The sequence below is a fragment of the Erwinia persicina genome (assembly GCF_019844095.1).
Taxonomy (GTDB): domain Bacteria; phylum Pseudomonadota; class Gammaproteobacteria; order Enterobacterales; family Enterobacteriaceae; genus Erwinia; species Erwinia persicina.
This window is the reverse complement of sequence record NZ_CP082141.1, coordinates 4,042,737-4,060,834: the sequence shown is the minus strand read 5'-3', so window position 1 is coordinate 4,060,834 and position 18,098 is coordinate 4,042,737. Positions and strand designations below refer to the sequence as shown.

At 54.4% G+C, this 18,098-nt stretch carries 15 protein-coding genes; 11 read left to right on the top strand and 4 right to left on the bottom strand.

From position 1 onward, the window contains the following. Nucleotides 1–593: 593 nt before the first annotated feature. From tamA to K6L24_RS18815, 3 genes are read left to right on the top strand one after another with little or no spacing between them, the layout of a single operon-like run. The gene (gene tamA, locus K6L24_RS18825; RefSeq protein WP_191927788.1) at nucleotides 594–2,309 is read left to right on the top strand and encodes an autotransporter assembly complex protein TamA; all 1,716 of its coding nucleotides are present in this window, start codon (nucleotides 594–596) and stop codon (nucleotides 2,307–2,309) included. Then, on the top strand, nucleotides 2,306–6,079 hold the full coding sequence (gene tamB, locus K6L24_RS18820; protein ID WP_222681726.1) for an autotransporter assembly complex protein TamB: 3,774 nt from the start codon (nucleotides 2,306–2,308) through the stop codon (nucleotides 6,077–6,079). The genes tamA and tamB overlap by 4 nt, the downstream gene beginning before the upstream one ends. Nucleotides 6,080–6,081: 2 nt before the next feature. After that, complete coding sequence (locus K6L24_RS18815; protein WP_062745622.1) at nucleotides 6,082–6,429, top strand: gamma-glutamylcyclotransferase family protein; 348 nt, start codon at nucleotides 6,082–6,084, stop codon at nucleotides 6,427–6,429. Between the two features lie 107 nt (nucleotides 6,430–6,536). Here K6L24_RS18815 and ppa read toward each other — a convergent pair whose 3' ends face one another. Continuing rightward, the gene (gene ppa, locus K6L24_RS18810; RefSeq protein ID WP_062745619.1) at nucleotides 6,537–7,067 is read right to left on the bottom strand and encodes an inorganic diphosphatase; all 531 of its coding nucleotides are present in this window, start codon (nucleotides 7,065–7,067) and stop codon (nucleotides 6,537–6,539) included. 458 nt (nucleotides 7,068–7,525) lie between these two features. Here ppa and K6L24_RS18805 point away from each other — a divergent pair, with 458 nt between their 5' ends. After that, the gene (locus K6L24_RS18805; RefSeq protein ID WP_222681725.1) at nucleotides 7,526–9,091 is read left to right on the top strand and encodes a methyl-accepting chemotaxis protein; all 1,566 of its coding nucleotides are present in this window, start codon (nucleotides 7,526–7,528) and stop codon (nucleotides 9,089–9,091) included. A 66-nt stretch (nucleotides 9,092–9,157) separates the two neighbouring features. Here K6L24_RS18805 and K6L24_RS18800 read toward each other — a convergent pair whose 3' ends face one another. Further along, entirely contained in the window at nucleotides 9,158–10,255 is a 1,098-nt protein-coding gene (locus K6L24_RS18800) for a class II histone deacetylase (protein WP_137269163.1), read from the bottom strand. 148 nt (nucleotides 10,256–10,403) lie between these two features. Between K6L24_RS18800 and K6L24_RS18795 the strand changes: the two genes are divergently transcribed. Further along, the gene (locus K6L24_RS18795; protein ID WP_062745609.1) at nucleotides 10,404–11,204 is read left to right on the top strand and encodes a MoaF C-terminal domain-containing protein; all 801 of its coding nucleotides are present in this window, start codon (nucleotides 10,404–10,406) and stop codon (nucleotides 11,202–11,204) included. A gap of 69 nt (nucleotides 11,205–11,273) precedes the next feature. Here the strand turns inward: K6L24_RS18795 and fbp are convergent, their stop codons facing one another. Then, entirely contained in the window at nucleotides 11,274–12,272 is a 999-nt protein-coding gene (gene fbp, locus K6L24_RS18790; RefSeq protein WP_062745606.1) for a class 1 fructose-bisphosphatase, read from the bottom strand. 166 nt (nucleotides 12,273–12,438) lie between these two features. On the opposite strand from fbp, the gene mpl reads away from it, so the two are divergent. Beyond that, nucleotides 12,439–13,791: a UDP-N-acetylmuramate:L-alanyl-gamma-D-glutamyl-meso-diaminopimelate ligase gene (gene mpl / locus K6L24_RS18785; RefSeq protein WP_062745604.1), complete on the top strand. Its 1,353-nt coding sequence runs from the start codon at nucleotides 12,439–12,441 to the stop codon at nucleotides 13,789–13,791. A gap of 101 nt (nucleotides 13,792–13,892) precedes the next feature. Here the strand turns inward: mpl and yjgA are convergent, their stop codons facing one another. Then, nucleotides 13,893–14,438, bottom strand: coding sequence for a ribosome biogenesis factor YjgA (gene yjgA / locus K6L24_RS18780; RefSeq protein WP_062745602.1), 546 nt, complete (start codon nucleotides 14,436–14,438; stop codon nucleotides 13,893–13,895). 150 nt (nucleotides 14,439–14,588) lie between these two features. Between yjgA and pmbA the strand changes: the two genes are divergently transcribed. The 5 genes from pmbA to K6L24_RS18755 all read left to right on the top strand — a co-directional run bounded on the left by pmbA (nucleotide 14,589) and on the right by K6L24_RS18755 (nucleotide 18,098). Then, nucleotides 14,589–15,929, top strand: a complete 1,341-nt coding sequence (gene pmbA, locus K6L24_RS18775; protein ID WP_062745600.1) for a metalloprotease PmbA — start codon at nucleotides 14,589–14,591, stop codon at nucleotides 15,927–15,929. 94 nt (nucleotides 15,930–16,023) lie between these two features. Further along, nucleotides 16,024–16,407, top strand: a complete 384-nt coding sequence (gene cybC / locus K6L24_RS18770) for a cytochrome b562 (RefSeq protein WP_062745598.1) — start codon at nucleotides 16,024–16,026, stop codon at nucleotides 16,405–16,407. 675 nt (nucleotides 16,408–17,082) lie between these two features. After that, entirely contained in the window at nucleotides 17,083–17,430 is a 348-nt protein-coding gene (locus tag K6L24_RS18765) for a glycine dehydrogenase (RefSeq protein ID WP_062745595.1), read from the top strand. 9 nt (nucleotides 17,431–17,439) lie between these two features. Beyond that, on the top strand, nucleotides 17,440–17,799 hold the full coding sequence (locus tag K6L24_RS18760) for an SFCGS family glycine-rich protein (RefSeq protein ID WP_062745593.1): 360 nt from the start codon (nucleotides 17,440–17,442) through the stop codon (nucleotides 17,797–17,799). Further along, nucleotides 17,799–18,098, top strand: a complete 300-nt coding sequence (locus tag K6L24_RS18755) for a DUF4312 family protein (protein WP_187509347.1) — start codon at nucleotides 17,799–17,801, stop codon at nucleotides 18,096–18,098. The genes K6L24_RS18760 and K6L24_RS18755 overlap by 1 nt, the downstream gene beginning before the upstream one ends.

Below are 18,098 nucleotides of genomic sequence, written 5' to 3'. Positions count from 1 at the left end.
ATTTTTGGCCTGGGCAGCGCGCAGCGTGTTGATGCTGCGTACATCACATCAGGAAGTTCAGCGATTCAGGGCTATCCGTGCCAAAAATGTCTGCGGTTCGGCCATGTGCCGGAGCAGAAGGGTAATCAGGTCGCGGTGCGTCCTGTGGAGTGATTATAGCTGTGGTGTCGGGCGCTTACAATTGCGGCAGTGAACAGACACGGATTCCGTGTATAGGCACAAAAAATTTCGGGTTTTTCGTGTCGTACCTGGCCGGCCTCTTTTATCGTGCCGTCCCTCCCGCTGCCGTGCCTGTCTGACGAAAAGCAGACGTTTACACCGGTGTGAGGGTTTGAAACTTGTCTCATACTGATAGCACGTTACACTCCATTTAATCCTAATTGCGATGTCGGGTTGTAACGTAGCGTGACTTTGCAGACAATAAGCACAAAATTTGCCTTAGGCTCCGATTGGCCGAAGCTGAAGAGTGGGTAATACCATCTTGCCGCACGAGTTTTACACACTTAGCGAATTATTTTTACCAGATTAAGCCCGGTGGATTGCGGGCTGGCAATAAAACGGGAGTAAGCGTGCCACGAATTCATGTGTACTGCATGTCTTGCCTGCTGATCGTCGCGCCTGTCGCCCAGGCTGCGAATGTTCGTTTGCAGGTAACAGGGTTAACCGGGGAATTACAGAAGAACGTCAGGGCACGTTTATCCACCATCACCAGTGATGAAGTTACCTCCGACGGGCGCTTTCGTTCGCGCGTCAGCGATGCCGTAAAAGAAGGCCTTAAAGCGCTCGGTTACTATGAGCCCCAGATCGATTTCGAGCTGCTACCGCCACCCGAAGGCGGAAAACGCCAGGTGCTGCTGGCACGGGTCACACCAGGTGAACCCGTGAAAATTGCCGGAGAAACGGTGATCCTGCGCGGCGGAGCACGTACCGATGAAGACTACCAGGCGCTGGTGCGTAACGGAAAACCCAAACTGGGTACGGTACTTAACCACAGTGATTACGAGAAGTTTAAAAGTTCCCTCAGCAATATGGCGCTGCGTAAAGGCTACTTTGACGGTGACTACCGCAAAAGCCAACTGGGTGTGTCGGTGGAACGCCGTGAAGCGTTCTGGGATCTTGATTATGACAGCGGCCAGCGCTATCGCTTTGGCGATGTCAGCTTCGAAGGCTCACAGATCCGTGATGACTATCTGCAAAATCTGGTGCCCTTTAAAAAAGGGGATTACTACACATCCCGCGACCTGGCCGAGCTAAACCGCCGTTTATCTGCGACTGGCTGGTTTAATTCGGTGGTGATAGCCCCCGAATTTGATAAAGGACGTGACAGCAAGGTGCTGCCGCTGCATGGCGTCGTTTCGCCACGCACCGAGAACACCATTGAAACCGGCGTCGGTTACTCGACGGACGTCGGCCCGCGCGTGAAGGCCACCTGGAAGAAACCCTGGGTCAATGACCGCGGGCACAGCTTCAGCACCAGTGCCAATATTTCGGCACCGGAACAGCAGTTAGATTTCAGCTATAAGATGCCGCTGCGCAAAAGCCCGCTGGAGCAGTACTACCTGCTGCAGGGGGGACTCAAACGAACCGATCTCAACGACACCAAGGCCGACTCCACCACGCTGGCCGCGTCACGCTACTGGGACAGTTCCAGCGGCTGGCAGCGCGCCGTCAATCTGCGCTGGAGCCTTGACCACTTTACTCAGGGCAGTGTCACTAACACCACGATGCTGATCTACCCGGGCGTCAGCGTGAACCGTACGCGCTCGCGCGGCGGTCTGATGCCGACGTGGGGCGACTCGCAGCGCTACTCAGTCGATGTTTCTGACACCACCTGGGGCTCAGATATCGACTTTGCGGTGATGCAGGCACAAAACGTCTGGATCCGCACGCTGGAGGACAAACACCGGTTTGTGGTGCGGGGCAACCTCGGCTGGATTGAAACCAATAATTTTGAAAAAGTGCCACCCGATCTGCGTTTCTTTGCCGGGGGTGACCGCAGCATACGCGGTTATAAGTACAAAGGTATTTCCCCACGGGATGACGAAGGAAAGCTGACCGGTGCCTCCAAGCTGGCTACCGGATCGCTGGAGTATCAATACAACGTCAGCGGAAAATGGTGGGGGGCGGTGTTTGTTGACTCCGGTGAGGCGGTCAATGACATCAAGCAGAGTAATTTTAAAACCGGTGCCGGTTTTGGCGTGCGCTGGCAGTCACCCGTCGGGCCGATCAAGCTGGATATTGCCCGGCCGATTGGCGATCAGGACGATCGCGATATTCAGTTTTACATTGGACTGGGGCCTGAACTATGAAGTGGTGGAAAAAGGGCCTGATTGGCATTCTGATTTTTATCGTGCTGTTGTTTGGCGGCATCGCATTTCTCATTGGCACGACCAGCGGCCTGCATATGGTATTGAACGGAGCGGCCCGCTGGGTTCCGGGGCTGGATATCCAGCAGGTCAAAGGCGGCTGGCGTGATCTGACGATTGCCGGCATTAAATATGAAATGCCGGGCGTTACCGTCAATGCGGGTGAGCTCCATCTTTCTCTTAAGCCCGGCTGCCTGAAGCAGAGCGCGTTCTGCGTCAATGACCTCGCGCTGAAAGACGTCCATGTGGTCGTAGACAGCAAGAAGATGCCACCCCCCGCCAATCCGCCTGTAGAGGAAGAGAGCAGCGGCGGTGATATCAGCACGCCCTATCCGCTGACCCTCAGCCGGCTGGCGCTGCATAACATCAATATAAAAATTGATGATACGGCCATTTCGCTGGCCGATTTCACCAGTGGAATGCACTGGCAGGGGCGTTCAATGACGCTGATGCCGACGCATATTCAGGGCTTACTGATTGCACTGCCGAAAGCGGCGAAAGTTGCCGACGAGCAGGTCGTTCAGCCGAAGGTGCAGCGGCCAGCTGCCGGTGAACCGTCGCTGGGTGAAACACTGAAGGCGATGTTTGCTAAACCGTTACTGCCGGATCTGCCGGAGTTTATTCTGCCGGTGGATGTCGATGTGCAGGAGATCCTGGGCGAGCAACTGCGTATCACCGGGGATACCGATATCGCCGTACAGCGCCTGCTGGTGAAAGCCAAAACCGAGAACAACCATCTGCAGCTGCAGACGCTCGATATTGACTCGCCGCAGGGGCAGGTCAATGCTCAGGGTCAGGCGACACTCAGCGGCGACTGGCCGGTGAATTTCACGCTCTACAGTCAGCTCAATGTCGATCCAATCAAAGGTGAGAAGATCAAAATGACGCTGGGCGGTGGCCTGCGCGATACGTTGACGCTGGGTCTCAATCTCTCCGGTCCGGTGCGCGCACAGTTTGATGCGGAGACGAAGCTGGCTGAAGCAGGCCTGCCGCTCAATATGACCTTACAAAGCCCGCAGCTGCGCTGGCCGCTGGACGGGAAGGCGCAGTATCAGGCCGACAACATTAACTTCACTTTCAAAGGGCAGGCTACCGACTATGTCATGTCCCTGCGAGCCGCGTTAAAGGGGCAAGATATCCCACCGGCTACGCTGACGCTTGATGGCAAAGGTAATGTCGAACAGTTCTCGCTGGATAAACTGCGTCTGGCAGCACTGCAGGGCAACACCGACCTGACGGCGCTGGTGGACTGGAGCCAGGCGATCAGCTGGCGCAGCGAACTGACGTTGTCCGGTATTAACACGGCAAAAGCGTATCCTGACTGGCCAGCGAAACTGGACGGGAAAATCACCACGCGCGGTAGTCTGTACGGCGGTAGCTGGCAGATGCGCGTACCGGAGCTGAAGCTCAAAGGTAACGTCCGTAATAACGCGGTCAGCGCTGACGGTACACTTTATGGCAACAGCTACAACCAGTGGGATATTCCCGGGATTAAACTGGTGCTGGGGCGTAACAACGTCAATCTGAAAGGATCGCTGGGCGATAAGCTGAATCTGGATGCGGATATTGATGCTCAACACCTGGATAACGCTCTGCCGGGTCTCGGTGGCGTTGCGAAAGGCACCCTCCGCGCCCGTGGCGACCTGACGACCCCCCAGTTGCTGGCCGATCTGACGGCGACCGGACTGCGCTGGCAGGCGATGCGCATTGGACGTATTAAGCTCGAGGGTGACGTCAGTTCGGGCGAGCAGATCCAGGGCAAGCTTAAACTGCGCGTTGAACAGCTGAAGCAGGATGCACTGGCGGTCAATCTGCTGACGCTGGATGCCAGCGGTACTGAGAAGCAGCACCAACTGAAACTGGCCGTCCAGGGAGAACCGGTCTCAGGCCAGTTAGCGCTGAACGGCAGCTTTGACCGCGCGACGCAGCGCTGGCAGGGCAACCTGAATAACACCCGCTTTGATACGCCGGTGGGCGAGTGGCGCTTAACACGCGCTATCGCGCTCGACTATCTGAATGCAAAACAGACGGTCAGCATTGGACCTCACTGCTGGCAGAACCCTAACGCGGAGCTTTGCGTGCCGCAGACCATTGAGGCCGGGCCATCGGGCCGGGCGCGCGTCGTCCTCAGCCGCTTCAATCTGGCGATGATCAAGCCGTTTATGCCGGACGCCACCCAGCTTACCGGCGTGTTCAGCGGCGATGCGGATGTCAGCTGGACTGCCGATGGTGCGCTGCCCACCGGACGGATTTCCCTGAAAGGTAACGGCGTAAAAGTGGAGCAGGATGTGCAGGGTAACACGCTGCCGATCGCGTTCAGCACCCTTAACCTGAATGCCGCGCTGAAAAATGGCCGGGCTCAGCTCGACTGGCTGATTCGCATTGCCAACAACGGTCAGCTTGATGGCAACGTGCAGATCGCCGATCCCGAAGGGCGAAGGACATTGTCTGGTAACGTCAACATCACCAGCCTGTCGCTGGCGATGCTAAACCCTGCCCTGATGAAAGGAGAGAAAATCACCGGGATGCTTAACAGCAATCTGCGGCTGGGAGGAGATTTACAGCGACCGCAGGTGTACGGGCAGCTTGGGCTACGCAACGTTGATGTAGACGGTAGCTTTATGCCGGTGGATCTGACGGCAGCTAACCTCTCTATGGTGTTTAATGGTATGAGCTCCACCCTCGAGGGGGCGATCCAGACCTCGCAGGGGCAGATTGCTTTAAACGGTGATGCAGACTGGAACCAGCTGGATGCCTGGCGCGCCCGTATTGCGGCGAAAGGAAGCCGGGTCCGTGTCACCGTGCCGCCGATGGTGAGGATGGATGTGTCGCCGGACCTGGTGTTTGAAGCGACGCCTGAACTGTTTAATCTGGACGGGCGCGTGGATATTCCCTGGGCCCGCATCACGGTGCAGGAAGTCCCGGAAAGTGCGGTGGGTGTCTCTTCAGATGAAGTCATGCTTGATAAGGATCTGAAGCCGGTGGCACCAAAAACCAGCGGCATTCCGATTAACAGCAACCTGATTATCCACGTCGGCAATGATGTCCGTCTGAGCGCATTCGGTCTGAAAGCGAAGCTTAATGGCGACCTGAAGCTGGCGCAGGATAAACGGGGACTGGGGCTGAATGGTCAGATTAACATCCCGTCGGGTCGTTTCCACGCCTATGGTCAGGATTTGATCGTGCGTAAAGGCGAGCTGCAATTCTCAGGTCCACCGGATCAGCCCTACGTCAATATCGAAGCAATTCGTAACCCGGAAGCCACCGAGGATGATGTGACCGCAGGTGTGCGTGTGACCGGACTGGCGGATGAACCTAAGGTGGAGATCTTCTCTGACCCGGCCAAATCGCAGCAGGAAGCGCTGTCCTATCTGCTTCGTGGGCAGGGATTAGGGGCTTCCGGTAGCGATAGTGATGCTTTAACTTCTGCTCTGGTAGGATTGGGGGTTGCACAAAGTGGTCAGGTTGTGGGTAAAATCGGAGAGACTTTCGGTGTCAGTAACCTGGCGCTTGATACTGCAGGTGTTGGCGACAGTCAGCAGGTGCAGGTCAGTGGCTATGTACTGCCGGGTCTACAGGTAAAATACGGTGTTGGCATATTTGATTCACTGGCGACGTTAACGCTACGTTACCGCCTGATGCCTAAACTTTATTTGGAAGCCGTGTCTGGTATTGATCAGGCACTGGATGTGCTCTATCAGTTTGAGTTTTAGCAATGCGAATAATTGTCTATGGTAGCCTGCGGCGAAAGCAAGGTAACAGTCACTGGATGACGAACGGGCAGTGGCTGGGCGATCATCAGATCGCCGGCTACGCGCTCTACAATCTTGGTCATTACCCGGGCGTCGTGGCGGGTGAGGGCCAGGTCTATTGCGAAGTTTACCGGATTGATGCGTCAACGCTGGGTGAGTTAGATGCGCTCAGAACCAAAGGTGGTGAGTACAAGCGTGAGCTGTTATCCACCCCTTACGGAAGTGCCTGGCTGTACGTCTATCAGCGCTCAGTCAAGGGTAAAGAACGTATTGAAAGTGGCGACTGGCTGCAGCGAGATGGCAACCAGTAACCTGTAAAAAAACACCGCTCAAAGAGCGGTGTTTTTTTTCGAACTTGCATTGCCGGCCGGATGCCGTAGTCGGTCGACCCGCAACGGCATCCGTCTGTTCAGACGGCTTACTTCTTCGCTGCGCGCTCGAAAGAAGAAACGATCTCAGCCTTAGCGGCTTCTACGCCTTCCCAGCCGTCAACCTTAACCCATTTGCCTTTTTCCAGCGCTTTATACTGCTCGAAGAAGTGGGTGATCTGGCCACGCAGCAGTTCAGGCAGGTCGTTCACATCCTGAATGTGCTCGTACTCTTTGCTCAGTTTGCTGTGCGGAACCGCAACAACTTTGGCATCTTCGCCAGATTCGTCGGTCATTTTCAGCACGCCAACCGGACGGCAGCGGATCACTGAACCCGGCTGTAATGGGTACGGGGTTGGCACCAGTACGTCAACCGGGTCACCATCCAGAGAAAGGGTGTGGTTGATGTAGCCGTAGTTGCACGGATAGAACATCGCTGTCGCCATAAAACGGTCAACGAACAGTGCGCCAGTGTCTTTATCCACTTCGTATTTGATCGGAGAGGCATTTGCCGGGATCTCGATAACGACATAGATATCGTCTGGCAGGTCTTTACCCGCTGGTACCAGGTTCAAGCTCATTATAAATTCCTTCAATCATCTTAGGTTGAGTACCGGCTATTATAGCCAGGTCATCTTCAAAGTACCTTCCTTTTTCCGCCTTTCAGATTGCTCCGTGCTGCAAGGCGCTCTGCGGGATCATCAGTGCTGCAATGATCGCTCTTACGGCCTGCGGGTGCGCAGCAAGAACGATGAGAAATACCCGCCGCTGTTTTATTTGATTTAAGGTTAATTATCAAAAAAACAGACTGCTTTTATCTCTGTGTCCGGTGTTCTTTCTGGTTATTCTCTGGGGGGAAATTTTCCTTTTGCTTTATATCCCCACAGTTTGCGGTGTAATCACTTAATAAGAACTTATCGAATGACTGTGCGGGATCAATTTACCCGCCGTTAAGGTTAAAGTTACGTAAAGTTATTGCCGATAACCTTGTCGTTTCAGGCACAGGAATGACCGGACTTCACATTATCGGGAAATAATCATGTTGAAAAGAATCTCAATACGTACGGGTTTGCTGGCGTTACTCGCCCTGATGACCATGCTGCTGTTGGTTGTCAGCGTGATGGGGATTATCGCCATTCAGAAAGGAAATCGCTCACTGGATGTGATCAATCGCATTCAGGGCATTGAATTAAATGCGTTATATATGAGTAACGGCAATCTGCTGCGCGCCCGAGCCACTGCGGCGCTGGCGATACGTAAACTCGAAGTGGGTCTGCCCGATGAAGCCGGTAGCATTGCCACACGCTCTGCCAGCTATGTGGCATTGTCCGAAAGCGAGCTGAAACGATTCGTCGATGCCGGGACGGTGACAGAGCACGGCAGGGTGCTGGCCGAAGCGGTGGTAACGACTCACCGGGACTACGTTGCAAAGGGGATTAGCCCCCTGATGGACGCCCTCAAAAGAGAAAATGTTGACGACTATTACACTGTGCTGGAAGGGGATCTTTCTCATCTCGCGGGGAAATTCTCCTCAGCAGTCGATGCGTTTGGTCAGTATGCTGATGAGGTCAGTGAGCAGCAGATGGCTCAGGCAGCCCATAATCAACTGCTGATGACGGTGCTCATTGTTGTGAGCGGGGCACTGACGCTGCTGCTGGTGGCGCTGGCCTGGATGATCCTGCGCGTCATGCTGCTGAAGCCTCTTGATAGTGCGATTAAACATCTGGAATACGTGGCGGGCGGTGACCTGACTCAGCCTGTCCCGGAAAGCGGTGACAATGAGCTGGGCCGCCTGAATGCGGCATTAGAGGCTATGCAGCAGTCACTCCAGCACTCCGTTGGTCTGGTGCGCGATGCCAGTCTGCAGATTGATATTGGCAGCCGTGAACTGGCCTCCGGCAATCTCAATCTCTCACAGCGTACCGAAGAGTCTGCCGCGTCTCTTGAACAGACAGCGGCCAGCATGGAACAGCTCACCGCCACGGTTAAGCAGAACGCCGATAACGCCCAGCAGGCGCATTTGCTGGCCCGGGCCGTATCCGATACGGCCGATCGCGGTGCGGAGGTGGTCTGCTATGTCATGGAGAAGATGACAGAGATTTCCAACAGTTCGCAGCGTATTGGTGACATCCTCGGCGTCATTGATGGTATCGCCTTCCAGACCAACATCCTGGCGCTGAATGCCTCCGTTGAAGCGGCGCGTGCCGGAGAGCAGGGACGAGGCTTCGCCGTCGTCGCGACCGAAGTCCGTAACCTTGCCCAGCGAAGCGCAACGGCGGCGAAAGAAATCCGTGCCCTGATCAGCGAATCACAAATCCGGGTGAGTGAAGGTTCTGATATGGCCACCAAAGCCGGTGAAACCATGGACGAAATCTCCACGGAAGTGATGCGGGTGACCACGCTGATGAAGGAAATTTCCAGCGCTTCGCAGGAACAGAGTCACGGTATTGAGCAGGTGAATCTGGCGGTGACACAGATGGACGAAGTCGCCCAGCAGAATGCGGCGCTGGTGGAAGAGGCTGCTGCCGCGACTCAGTCGCTGGAAGAGCAGTCTCAGCAGCTGGTTCACACCATGGCGGTGTTTAAGGTGGCGCCTGCCACATAAATCCCAAAGGCTGACGCTTTTTCTGCCCGTCGCGGGCAGGCCAATGAGATGGAGACAATCGCGTCTCTAGGCGATCAGGCGGTCGAGCGCCTTGCGCTGAAACTGCAAAAAATCCTCCCCTGGCTGCTGCTGTCGAATAAACGACAGCAGCGGGTCTTTTACGCCAGTGCGGATATCGCTTAATGTTTCCATCACGGCCAGTCCGCAGAAGGGCACATAAGCTTCCGCATAGCCCCCTTCATGTACCATCACCAGCCTGCCGTTGCACAGCTGCGCGGCGGCAGCCATCATGCGCTCCGTCATGGCGCGGAAACTGTCGCTGTGAAGTTGCATGCGCGCCAGCGGATCCAGCGCATTAGCATCATATCCACAGGCGATAATGATCAGCTCAGGCTGGAACCGCAATAGCTGGGGGATAACAATCCGATCCAGGGCATAGAGATAAGCATCATGACCACTGCCCGCCAGCAGCGGAATATTGATGTTGTAACCCAGACCCGCCCCTGCGCCGCGATCGCTCTCACCGGAATACCCCGGCGGAAAGCAACGATCCTGATGCAGTGACAGGGTCAGAACATCGTCACGCTGCCAGTAAATATGCTGGGTACCATTACCATGGTGCACATCCCAGTCAACCACCGCCACACGCTGTAAGTTGAAGCGCGCTCTCGCGTGTTCAATCGCAATCGGGATATTGGCCAGAAAGCAGAAGCCCATTGACTGATCCGGCAGGCAGTGATGTCCTGGCGGTCGTGAAAGAGCATAGGCATTCTCCATTTCGCCTGTCAGTACGGCATCTACTGCGGCACAGACCAGGCCTGCAGAGAGGGCGGCATAGTCGTAGCTGCCCGGCCCCAATGGGGCATTATCGCCTAACAGGCCACCGCCGCTGTCGCTGATCTGCTTAAAACGCTGCAGATAGGGGGCAGGATGAATGCGCAATAAGTCCTGCTCACTGGCTGCTGGCGCAGATCGTAACTGCAACTGAGCCGACAGACCCGAAACGTCCAGCAGGTTTTTAAATCGACGTTTACTTTCCGGCGATTCAGCATGGCCACTGCCTGAGGGGGGTTGAACCCATCCCCCCACCGGCAAGGTGGTGGCATGGAGCCCGGTGCTGTGCCAGAAGCAACGTTCGTCATAAAAAAAGCCGGTGTTGTTCATCGTCAGTTCTCCCTGGTGGTCACTGTGCGGATAGCCAGCCTACTCTACCCACTCTGCAGCGACGATCACCTCGTCCGGAAGAACGATGGTCAGCGACACGGGTAACGGTTAACACTCAGTCAATCTGATAACGCACAGGAACCTCACCATGAGCCATGACGTGACATATATTCCGGTCGGCGCACTGGCCGAATGCTTCGCCCCTCAAGGCAACATTTTGCCTATGCGCCCCCCCTTACAGACCGTGCTGACACTGTACTTTTCTTCGGATGAAGCGATCATTTGTCAGTTTAATCCGGATGGCACACTGAGATGGGGTAACCAGAGCGCGGTCGCTTACCGGCTGACGTCACTTCGCGAGGGGATTGAGTTTATCGACTTTATCGACAACAGCCGTTCGGCAGCCACGCTGACATTGGTCTGCGATCATCACTGCGGCAGGTTTACCCTGGTTTGCGGTCAGTTACCCACGCCACAGCAGGCACACCTCTCAGCCCTTCACCGCATCAAACTGGGATTGCCGTTGACGGGCGTACAGGCCGCAGTGCGGTTTGGCTGGTTCAACGGGGGCAGTAGTACACACGCGGGTCATATCTTTAGTGATGAACTGACCGGGATGCGCAACCAGTACCGCTACAGCCCAACCGAATGCTATGAACATATCTATCTGAACGCTGACTGTTACGCATGGCACTGTCTGCAGGGGGGCGAACAAGGACTGGCTGATGTCGATCGCTGTCAGACCGTCAAAATAGACGATCGTCTGTATCTGTTGATCTGGCAGGAAAAAGTGGTACCTACGCTGGGCGTGGTGCTGATTGATCTGCAAGCCGCACGGACTGACGGCAAGATCTTCGGCTACCAGCAGGACGATTTTAAGCGGCTGAGCAATTTCGCCATGGGTGCTGCACTGAAGGTGATAAATATCACTCCCCATGCTGCGCAATGACGTCCTGTTTCAGCGCGTTCTGCTCAAAGGCCCATCTGAAATGCAGATGGGCCTCAGGCGACGTGAGTATCAGTTATCCGGGAACTCACGCAGGAAGCGTTCGGTATCTTCCACCATGTGGTCGTTACCAACAAAGAACGGCGAGCGCTCATGCAGGCTTTGCGGCACCAGATCCAGAATACGGTTTTTACCGTCAGAGGCTTTACCGCCTGCCTGCTCCGCCAGGAACGCCATCGGGTTGCACTCATACAGCAGGCGCAGCTTACCCTTAGGGTGACTGGCCGTGCTTGGATAGAGGTAGATCCCGCCTTTCAGCAGGTTGCGGTGGAAGTCTGCCACCAGCGATCCGATATAGCGTGAAGTATAAGGACGGCGCGTAGCGGCATCCTCTTCCTGACAGAATTTCAGGTACTTTTTCACCCCCTGCGGGAAGCGAATGTAGTTACCTTCGTTGATGGAGTAGGTGTAACCCTTTTCCGGGAAGGTCATACGTTCCGCACTCAGGCAGAAAACACCCAGCGACGGATCATAGGTGAAGGCATGTACGCCACAGCCGGTGGTATAAACCAGCATGGTCGATGAACCATACACCACATAACCCGCAGCAACCTGCTGGCTGCCTGGCTGCAGGAAGTCTTCTTCGGTGACCGGCGTACCCGGTGGGGTAATACGGCGGTAGATAGAGAAAATAGTTCCGACAGAAACGTTTACATCAATGTTTGAGGAGCCGTCGAGAGGATCCATCAGCACCACGTACTTGCCGTTTTCCACGCCTTCGAAGATGACGATTTCATCTTCTTCTTCAGACGCGATACCCGCGACAATGCCACGTGCCTTCAGTGCGGCTTTCAGCTTTTCATTGGCGAAGAGATCGAGCTTCATCTGCTCTTCGCCCTGAATGTTCTCAGCGCCGCTGGCACCCAGAATATCGACCAGGCCAGCCTTATTGATATCGCGGTGGATGATCTTGGCACCCAGCTTGATCGCGGAGATCAATGCGGTCAGTTCACCCGTGGCGTGCGGAAAGTCGTGCTGTTTCTCGACGATAAATTCGCCTAACGTTTTCATAACACAATCCCTGAATCTGCGGTTGAGCAGCAGCTTGATTCACAAACTGCCAACGTATGCGTACGCAGTTTAGCCGATTGAACGCGAAAGAACATAGGGCAAATCCGTTTCTTCCGCACGTTGGGGACGGTACACTATGACGGAACTTTTACGAAACGGACCTTTTATGCGTATTCATATCCTCGGTATCTGCGGCACCTTTATGGGTGGACTGGCGATGCTGGCCCGTGAGCTCGGCCATGAAGTGACCGGCTCAGATGCTAATGTTTATCCGCCAATGAGTACGCTGCTGGAAAAGCAGGGTATTGATTTAATTCAGGGTTATGACGCTTCACAGCTCGACCCCGCCCCGGATCTGGTGATCATTGGCAATGCGATGACCCGGGGTAACCCGTGCGTGGAAGCGGTGCTGGAGCGCAATATTCCTTACCTGTCTGGCCCACAGTGGCTGCACGATTTTGTGCTGCGCGACCGCTGGGTGCTGGCGGTGGCAGGAACCCACGGGAAAACCACGACGGCGGGCATGGCAGCGTGGATTTTACAGGCCTGCGGCTATGAGCCGGGCTATGTGATCGGTGGCGTACCAGGAAATTTCGAGGTATCGGCAACTTTAGGAAAAAGCCCATTCTTTGTGATTGAGGCCGATGAGTATGACTGCGCGTTCTTTGACAAGCGTTCCAAGTTTGTACATTACTGCCCGCGCACGCTGATCCTCAACAATCTCGAATTTGACCACGCGGATATCTTTGACGATCTGCGTGCAGTGCAGAAGCAGTTCCATCATCTGGTGCGTATCGTACCGGGACAGGGAAAAATTATCCTGCCCGAGCACGACGCGAATATTAAACAGGTGATGGCGATGGGCTGCTGGAGCGAGCAGGAAACCGTCGGCGAAAACGGCCACTGGCTGGCGAAGAAGCTGTCACCGGATGCGTCCCACTGGGAAGTTTTACTGGACGGTGAACGTGTAGCGGAAGTGAACTGGTCGCTGGTCGGCGAGCACAACATGCATAACGGCATGATGGCGATTGCAGCGGCACGTCACCTGGGCGTCAAGCCTGAGGATGCAGGCCGTGCGCTGAACGACTTTATTAATGCCCGGCGGCGGCTTGAGCTGCGTGGGGAGAGCAACGGCATCAAGGTTTACGATGACTTTGCCCATCACCCGACGGCTATTCTTGCCACGCTGGCGGCGCTTCGCGGCAAAGTCGGCGGTACGGCACGTATCCTTGCGGTGCTGGAGCCTCGCTCGAATACCATGAAGATGGGGGTCAGTAAGGACGATCTGGCACCGGCCCTGGGACGTGCTGATGAAGTGTTCCTCTATCAGCCGCATCATATTCCCTGGCAGGTTGCCGAAGTGGCTGATGCCTGTATCCAGCCAGCACAGTGGAGTGCGGATATTGATACGCTGGTTGAAATGATCGCCAAAAAAGCCCAGCCGGGAGATTCTATCCTGGTGATGAGCAACGGCGGTTTTGGCGGGATACATCAGAAGTTGTTAGATCGCCTGGCGTAACAGATGTTGCGGGAGGATCCAACGGGCCGACCGGTAAAACGAACCGGCCCCTGGACATCGGGGCGGACACGCTTTGTCGGCCCGCCCGCAATTCTGGGCAGTTACAAAGCGGTAGCCAGCTCACGCAGATACTGGAAAATCTGACGGTAAGCCTTCGGTGGCTTGTTGGCCGCTTTCTCTTTCTGCGCGTTACGGATCATGGCGCGCAACTGCTGACGATCGGCATCCGGGTATAGGTTCAGCACCTCAGGGATTGCGTCATCGCCCTGTTCCACCAGGCGGTCACGCAGCACTTCCAGCTTATGGAACAGCGCAACCTGCTGGTTGTGACGGTTCTTCAGCTTATCCAGTGCCGTACGGATCGGCTCTTCATCACGCGAACGCAGCATTTTACCAATCAGCTGCATCTGGCGACGGCGGCCTTCTTTCTTAATCTTCTGTGCCAGCTCAATCGCGGCACGCAGATCTTCATCCAGTGGGATCTTATCCAGAGAATTTTTCCCCAGCTCCACCAGTTCACCACCCAGGCGCTTCAGCTCCTCGGCATCACGTTTTATTTCACTTTTACTGACCCAGATAATCTCATCATCTTCTTCTTCTTCGTTATCGGGTACATCATCGAGCCAGTCGTCGGGCTGCTTGGTCATTGGTACGGCTCCTGAAAAAGAGGCTAATGCTATCAGGTTACGAGGCTACTGCGAAATTGTTCTCTGAGTCTGTTAGACTCAAAATAATCTTTACCACCTTGAGAACGGTTTTCTCAGCAGGTATTTCTCAACTCATTATACGGCAGGTCGATGAAATTACTCTCCCAAGTTGCAGAACAGCGTAAAACCCTGGAACAGGCGATAGCGACGGCACTCGAACTGGCAAAAGCCAGCAGCGACGGGGCAGAAGTCGCGGTAAGCAAAACTACCGGCATCAGCGTCAGCACGCGCTACGGTGAAGTTGAAAATGTCGAATTCAACAGCGATGGTGCGCTGGGCATCACTGTTTACTACCAGAACCGTAAAGGCAGCGCCTCCTCAACGGACCTCAGCCCGGATGCGATTAAGCGTACCGTGCAGGCGGCGGTAGATATTGCCCGCTATACCTCACCGGACCCTTATGCGGGGGTGGCGGATCGTGAACTGCTGGCCTTTGATGCGCCAGATCTCGATCTGTTTCATCCGGCTGAGATCGACGCCGATCGTGCGATTGAGCTGGCCGCGCGCGCCGAACAGGCCTCACTGAAGGCTGATAAGCGCATTACCAATACCGAAGGCGGCAGCTTTAACAGCCACGTAGGGATTAAGGTGTTCGGTAACAGCCACGGTATGCTCCAGGGCTACTGTTCCAGCCGGCACTCTCTCTCCAGCTGCGTGATCGCGGAAGAGAATGGCGATATGGAACGCGATTACGCCTATACCATTGGCCGGGCGATTGATGACCTTCAGTCACCGGAATACGTCGGTGAAGAGTGTGCGCGACGGACATTATCGCGCCTCTCTCCGCGTAAGCTGTCCACAATGAAAGCACCGGTAATGTTTGCCGCAGAAGTGGCGACCGGCCTGTTTGGCCACTTAGTCGGTGCGATAAGCGGCGGCAGCGTATACCGTAAATCCACGTTCCTGCTTGACTCGCTTGGACAGCAGATCCTGCCGGAGTGGCTGACCATTGAAGAGCACCCGCATCTGCTGAAAGGACTGGCTTCCACGCCGTTCGACAGCGAAGGCATCCGCACCCAGCGTCGCGACATCATTAAAGATGGCGTGTTGCAGACCTGGCTGCTGACCAGCTACTCCGCACGCAAGCTGGGCCTGCAGAGTACCGGCCATGCGGGCGGTATCCATAACTGGCGCATCGCCGGTCAGGGCCACAGCTTTGAAGAGATGCTGAAGCAGCTGGGAACCGGGCTGCTGGTTACGGAGCTGATGGGGCAGGGCGTGAGCGGGATCACCGGTGATTATTCCCGTGGCGCGTCCGGTTTCTGGGTAGAAAATGGCGTGATCCAGTATCCGGTCAGTGAGATCACCATTGCCGGCAACCTGAAAGACATGTGGCGCAATATGGTCAGCATCGGTAGCGATATTGAAACGCGCAGCAATATCCAGTGTGGATCCGTTTTGTTACCAGAAATGAAGATCGCCGGGCAGTAATTTCCGGATTTACGCGTATGCTGAACAGGCGGCGGTGAAAACTGCCGCCTTTTTCATGCCCGAACGATACCCATTTATAAAAATAGGATCTGAGATGCGTAAATTATGGATTGCAATGTTGAGCTCTACCCTGCTGTTCAGTTCCACGCTGCTGGCACAGGGCCTGGAAGGGGATATGGATATTCTGAAAGGCGCATACCGTACGGTACAGAAAACCGACGATAAAGCCGAAATGGTTAAAGCCTTAACCGATATGCGCTCGGCGGCTGAAAATGCAAAAACCCAGACCCCGGATAAGCTGGAGGGTCAGGCCGCAGGGAGTGCGGAAATGAAGGATTACCGCGCACAGCTGGATAAGCTTATCGGCCAGATTGATACCAGCCTGAAGCTGGCAAACAGCGGGGATCTTTCAGGGGCGAAAGAAGAAGCGAAAAAATTTGCCGCTACGCGAGACGAAGGCCATAAGAAGTTTCGCTGATCGGCGCTGAAAGATCCAATGTTAGTGTCAATCTGAGAGGTGATGGCTGTGGCTATCACCTCTTTTTTTATGCTGTCTGCTGAGGACCGGGGGATCGAAAAATTATTATGTATCGCCACTTTTCATTCTGTGACATTTTTTTCTGACTTGTTGGGAAAGACGACTAAAAGCGAGAGATTTCACCATAAAAGGTCAACTATAATATTTTCAATTATTGGTTGTGATAATTCCCTTGAAACGCCTTTAAATATACTCTGACGAAATCCCGTGTAGCAGCTGTTTTTCGTATATTAATAATACTTATTCAGACCTTCTCTTTTTAGTTATTAAAAAACGATCGTATGGTGATCGCGTCGCCTGTCGTCATTCACGGGCGGCGCTGTTTTCAGTACCCGGGTGTGCAAGGATTTTTCTTTTATAAGATTTACTTCTATTTTCGTTGTCAATGATGAGATGACAGAACGCATATTCTTTTCTGCTGCAATAATCGTGTAAATAACCCCTCTCATATGTGATTCACCTCTCGTTTTAAAGCCCGTCATGCATGTTTCGACGTTTTTGCGACATCAAACCAGTGCTGTTCGTTTATTTCCACTTTGAGGTGGAAAAAGTCGTTCTACACAGAAAGGGCCCGGGGGGGTAGGTTAATCCCATGCTAATTAAAAGGGGACGAATGTGAGTAACGGGACAGTGCCTGTGGGCGCGAAATTACAACAGGATAATGAAATCGAGGCGCTGGCTACGCAGGTCATGGAGAAAATCGCCGATCTTTTTGCCGTCAGAGATATTCATCCTAACCCAGTGCAGCAGCAGATGCTGGCATCACATGTGCGGGCGATGGCGCGTCGTTCTTTAACCGGTGAAGCTTTACCAGACGTTGAAGCCGAGCTGTTTGAAGATATTTCGCCGCAGTCAATGGCGCTGGCGCAACAGGTCGTTGATCTGTTCGCTAATCTGCCAGAAGAAGAGGCCTGGCTGCTCTCCGTTCATTTCGAAGTCGCAAAAGAAAACGAACTCAATTAAGGAAAATATATGTCTCAAATCATCGTCGTTATTGGTGACCGTTTAGGTAAAGGCCAGAAAGTCGCAGCAGGTATTGAGAAAGCCGGTGGTAAAGCCATTGTCGTGCCGGGTGTGGCAGCAGATATGAAACTGGGTGATGTGATGAAAGCGGAAAATGCCAGTTTTGGCATCTCTTTCTGCGGTAGCGGCGGTGCCGGTGCCATTACTGCGCAGAATAAATACGGTTATAAAGCCAAACACGGTATGCGCTCCATTGATGAGGGGGTCACTGCCATCAATGAAGGGGCTAATGTGCTCGGTTTCGGCTTTATGGATAAAGAAGAACTGGGTGAGCGTCTGGTGCAGGCGTGGCAGAAGAAGCACGGCTGATGAAAGAACAATTCACCACCACGGTGAGCGTCAGCGGAAAAGGTGACAGCAAAGGCAAAGCCTTTGCCGATGGGCTTAGCCGGGTACAGAACACCGTACTGAAATCTACCAGCAAAATCCTGCTGCGTATTGAGCCGGTAGACGTCAAGGTGCGGCGGGCAGAAGTGCAGATCAAAACAGAAAAGTTTCTGTTCTTCTTTCTGGCACGAGAGAAGCATCTCTACAGCGTCGACCTGGAGATCACTGTCAACGTCGTGGTGGTGGATACAGATAACGTAGATTTCACTGTTTCCAGATAA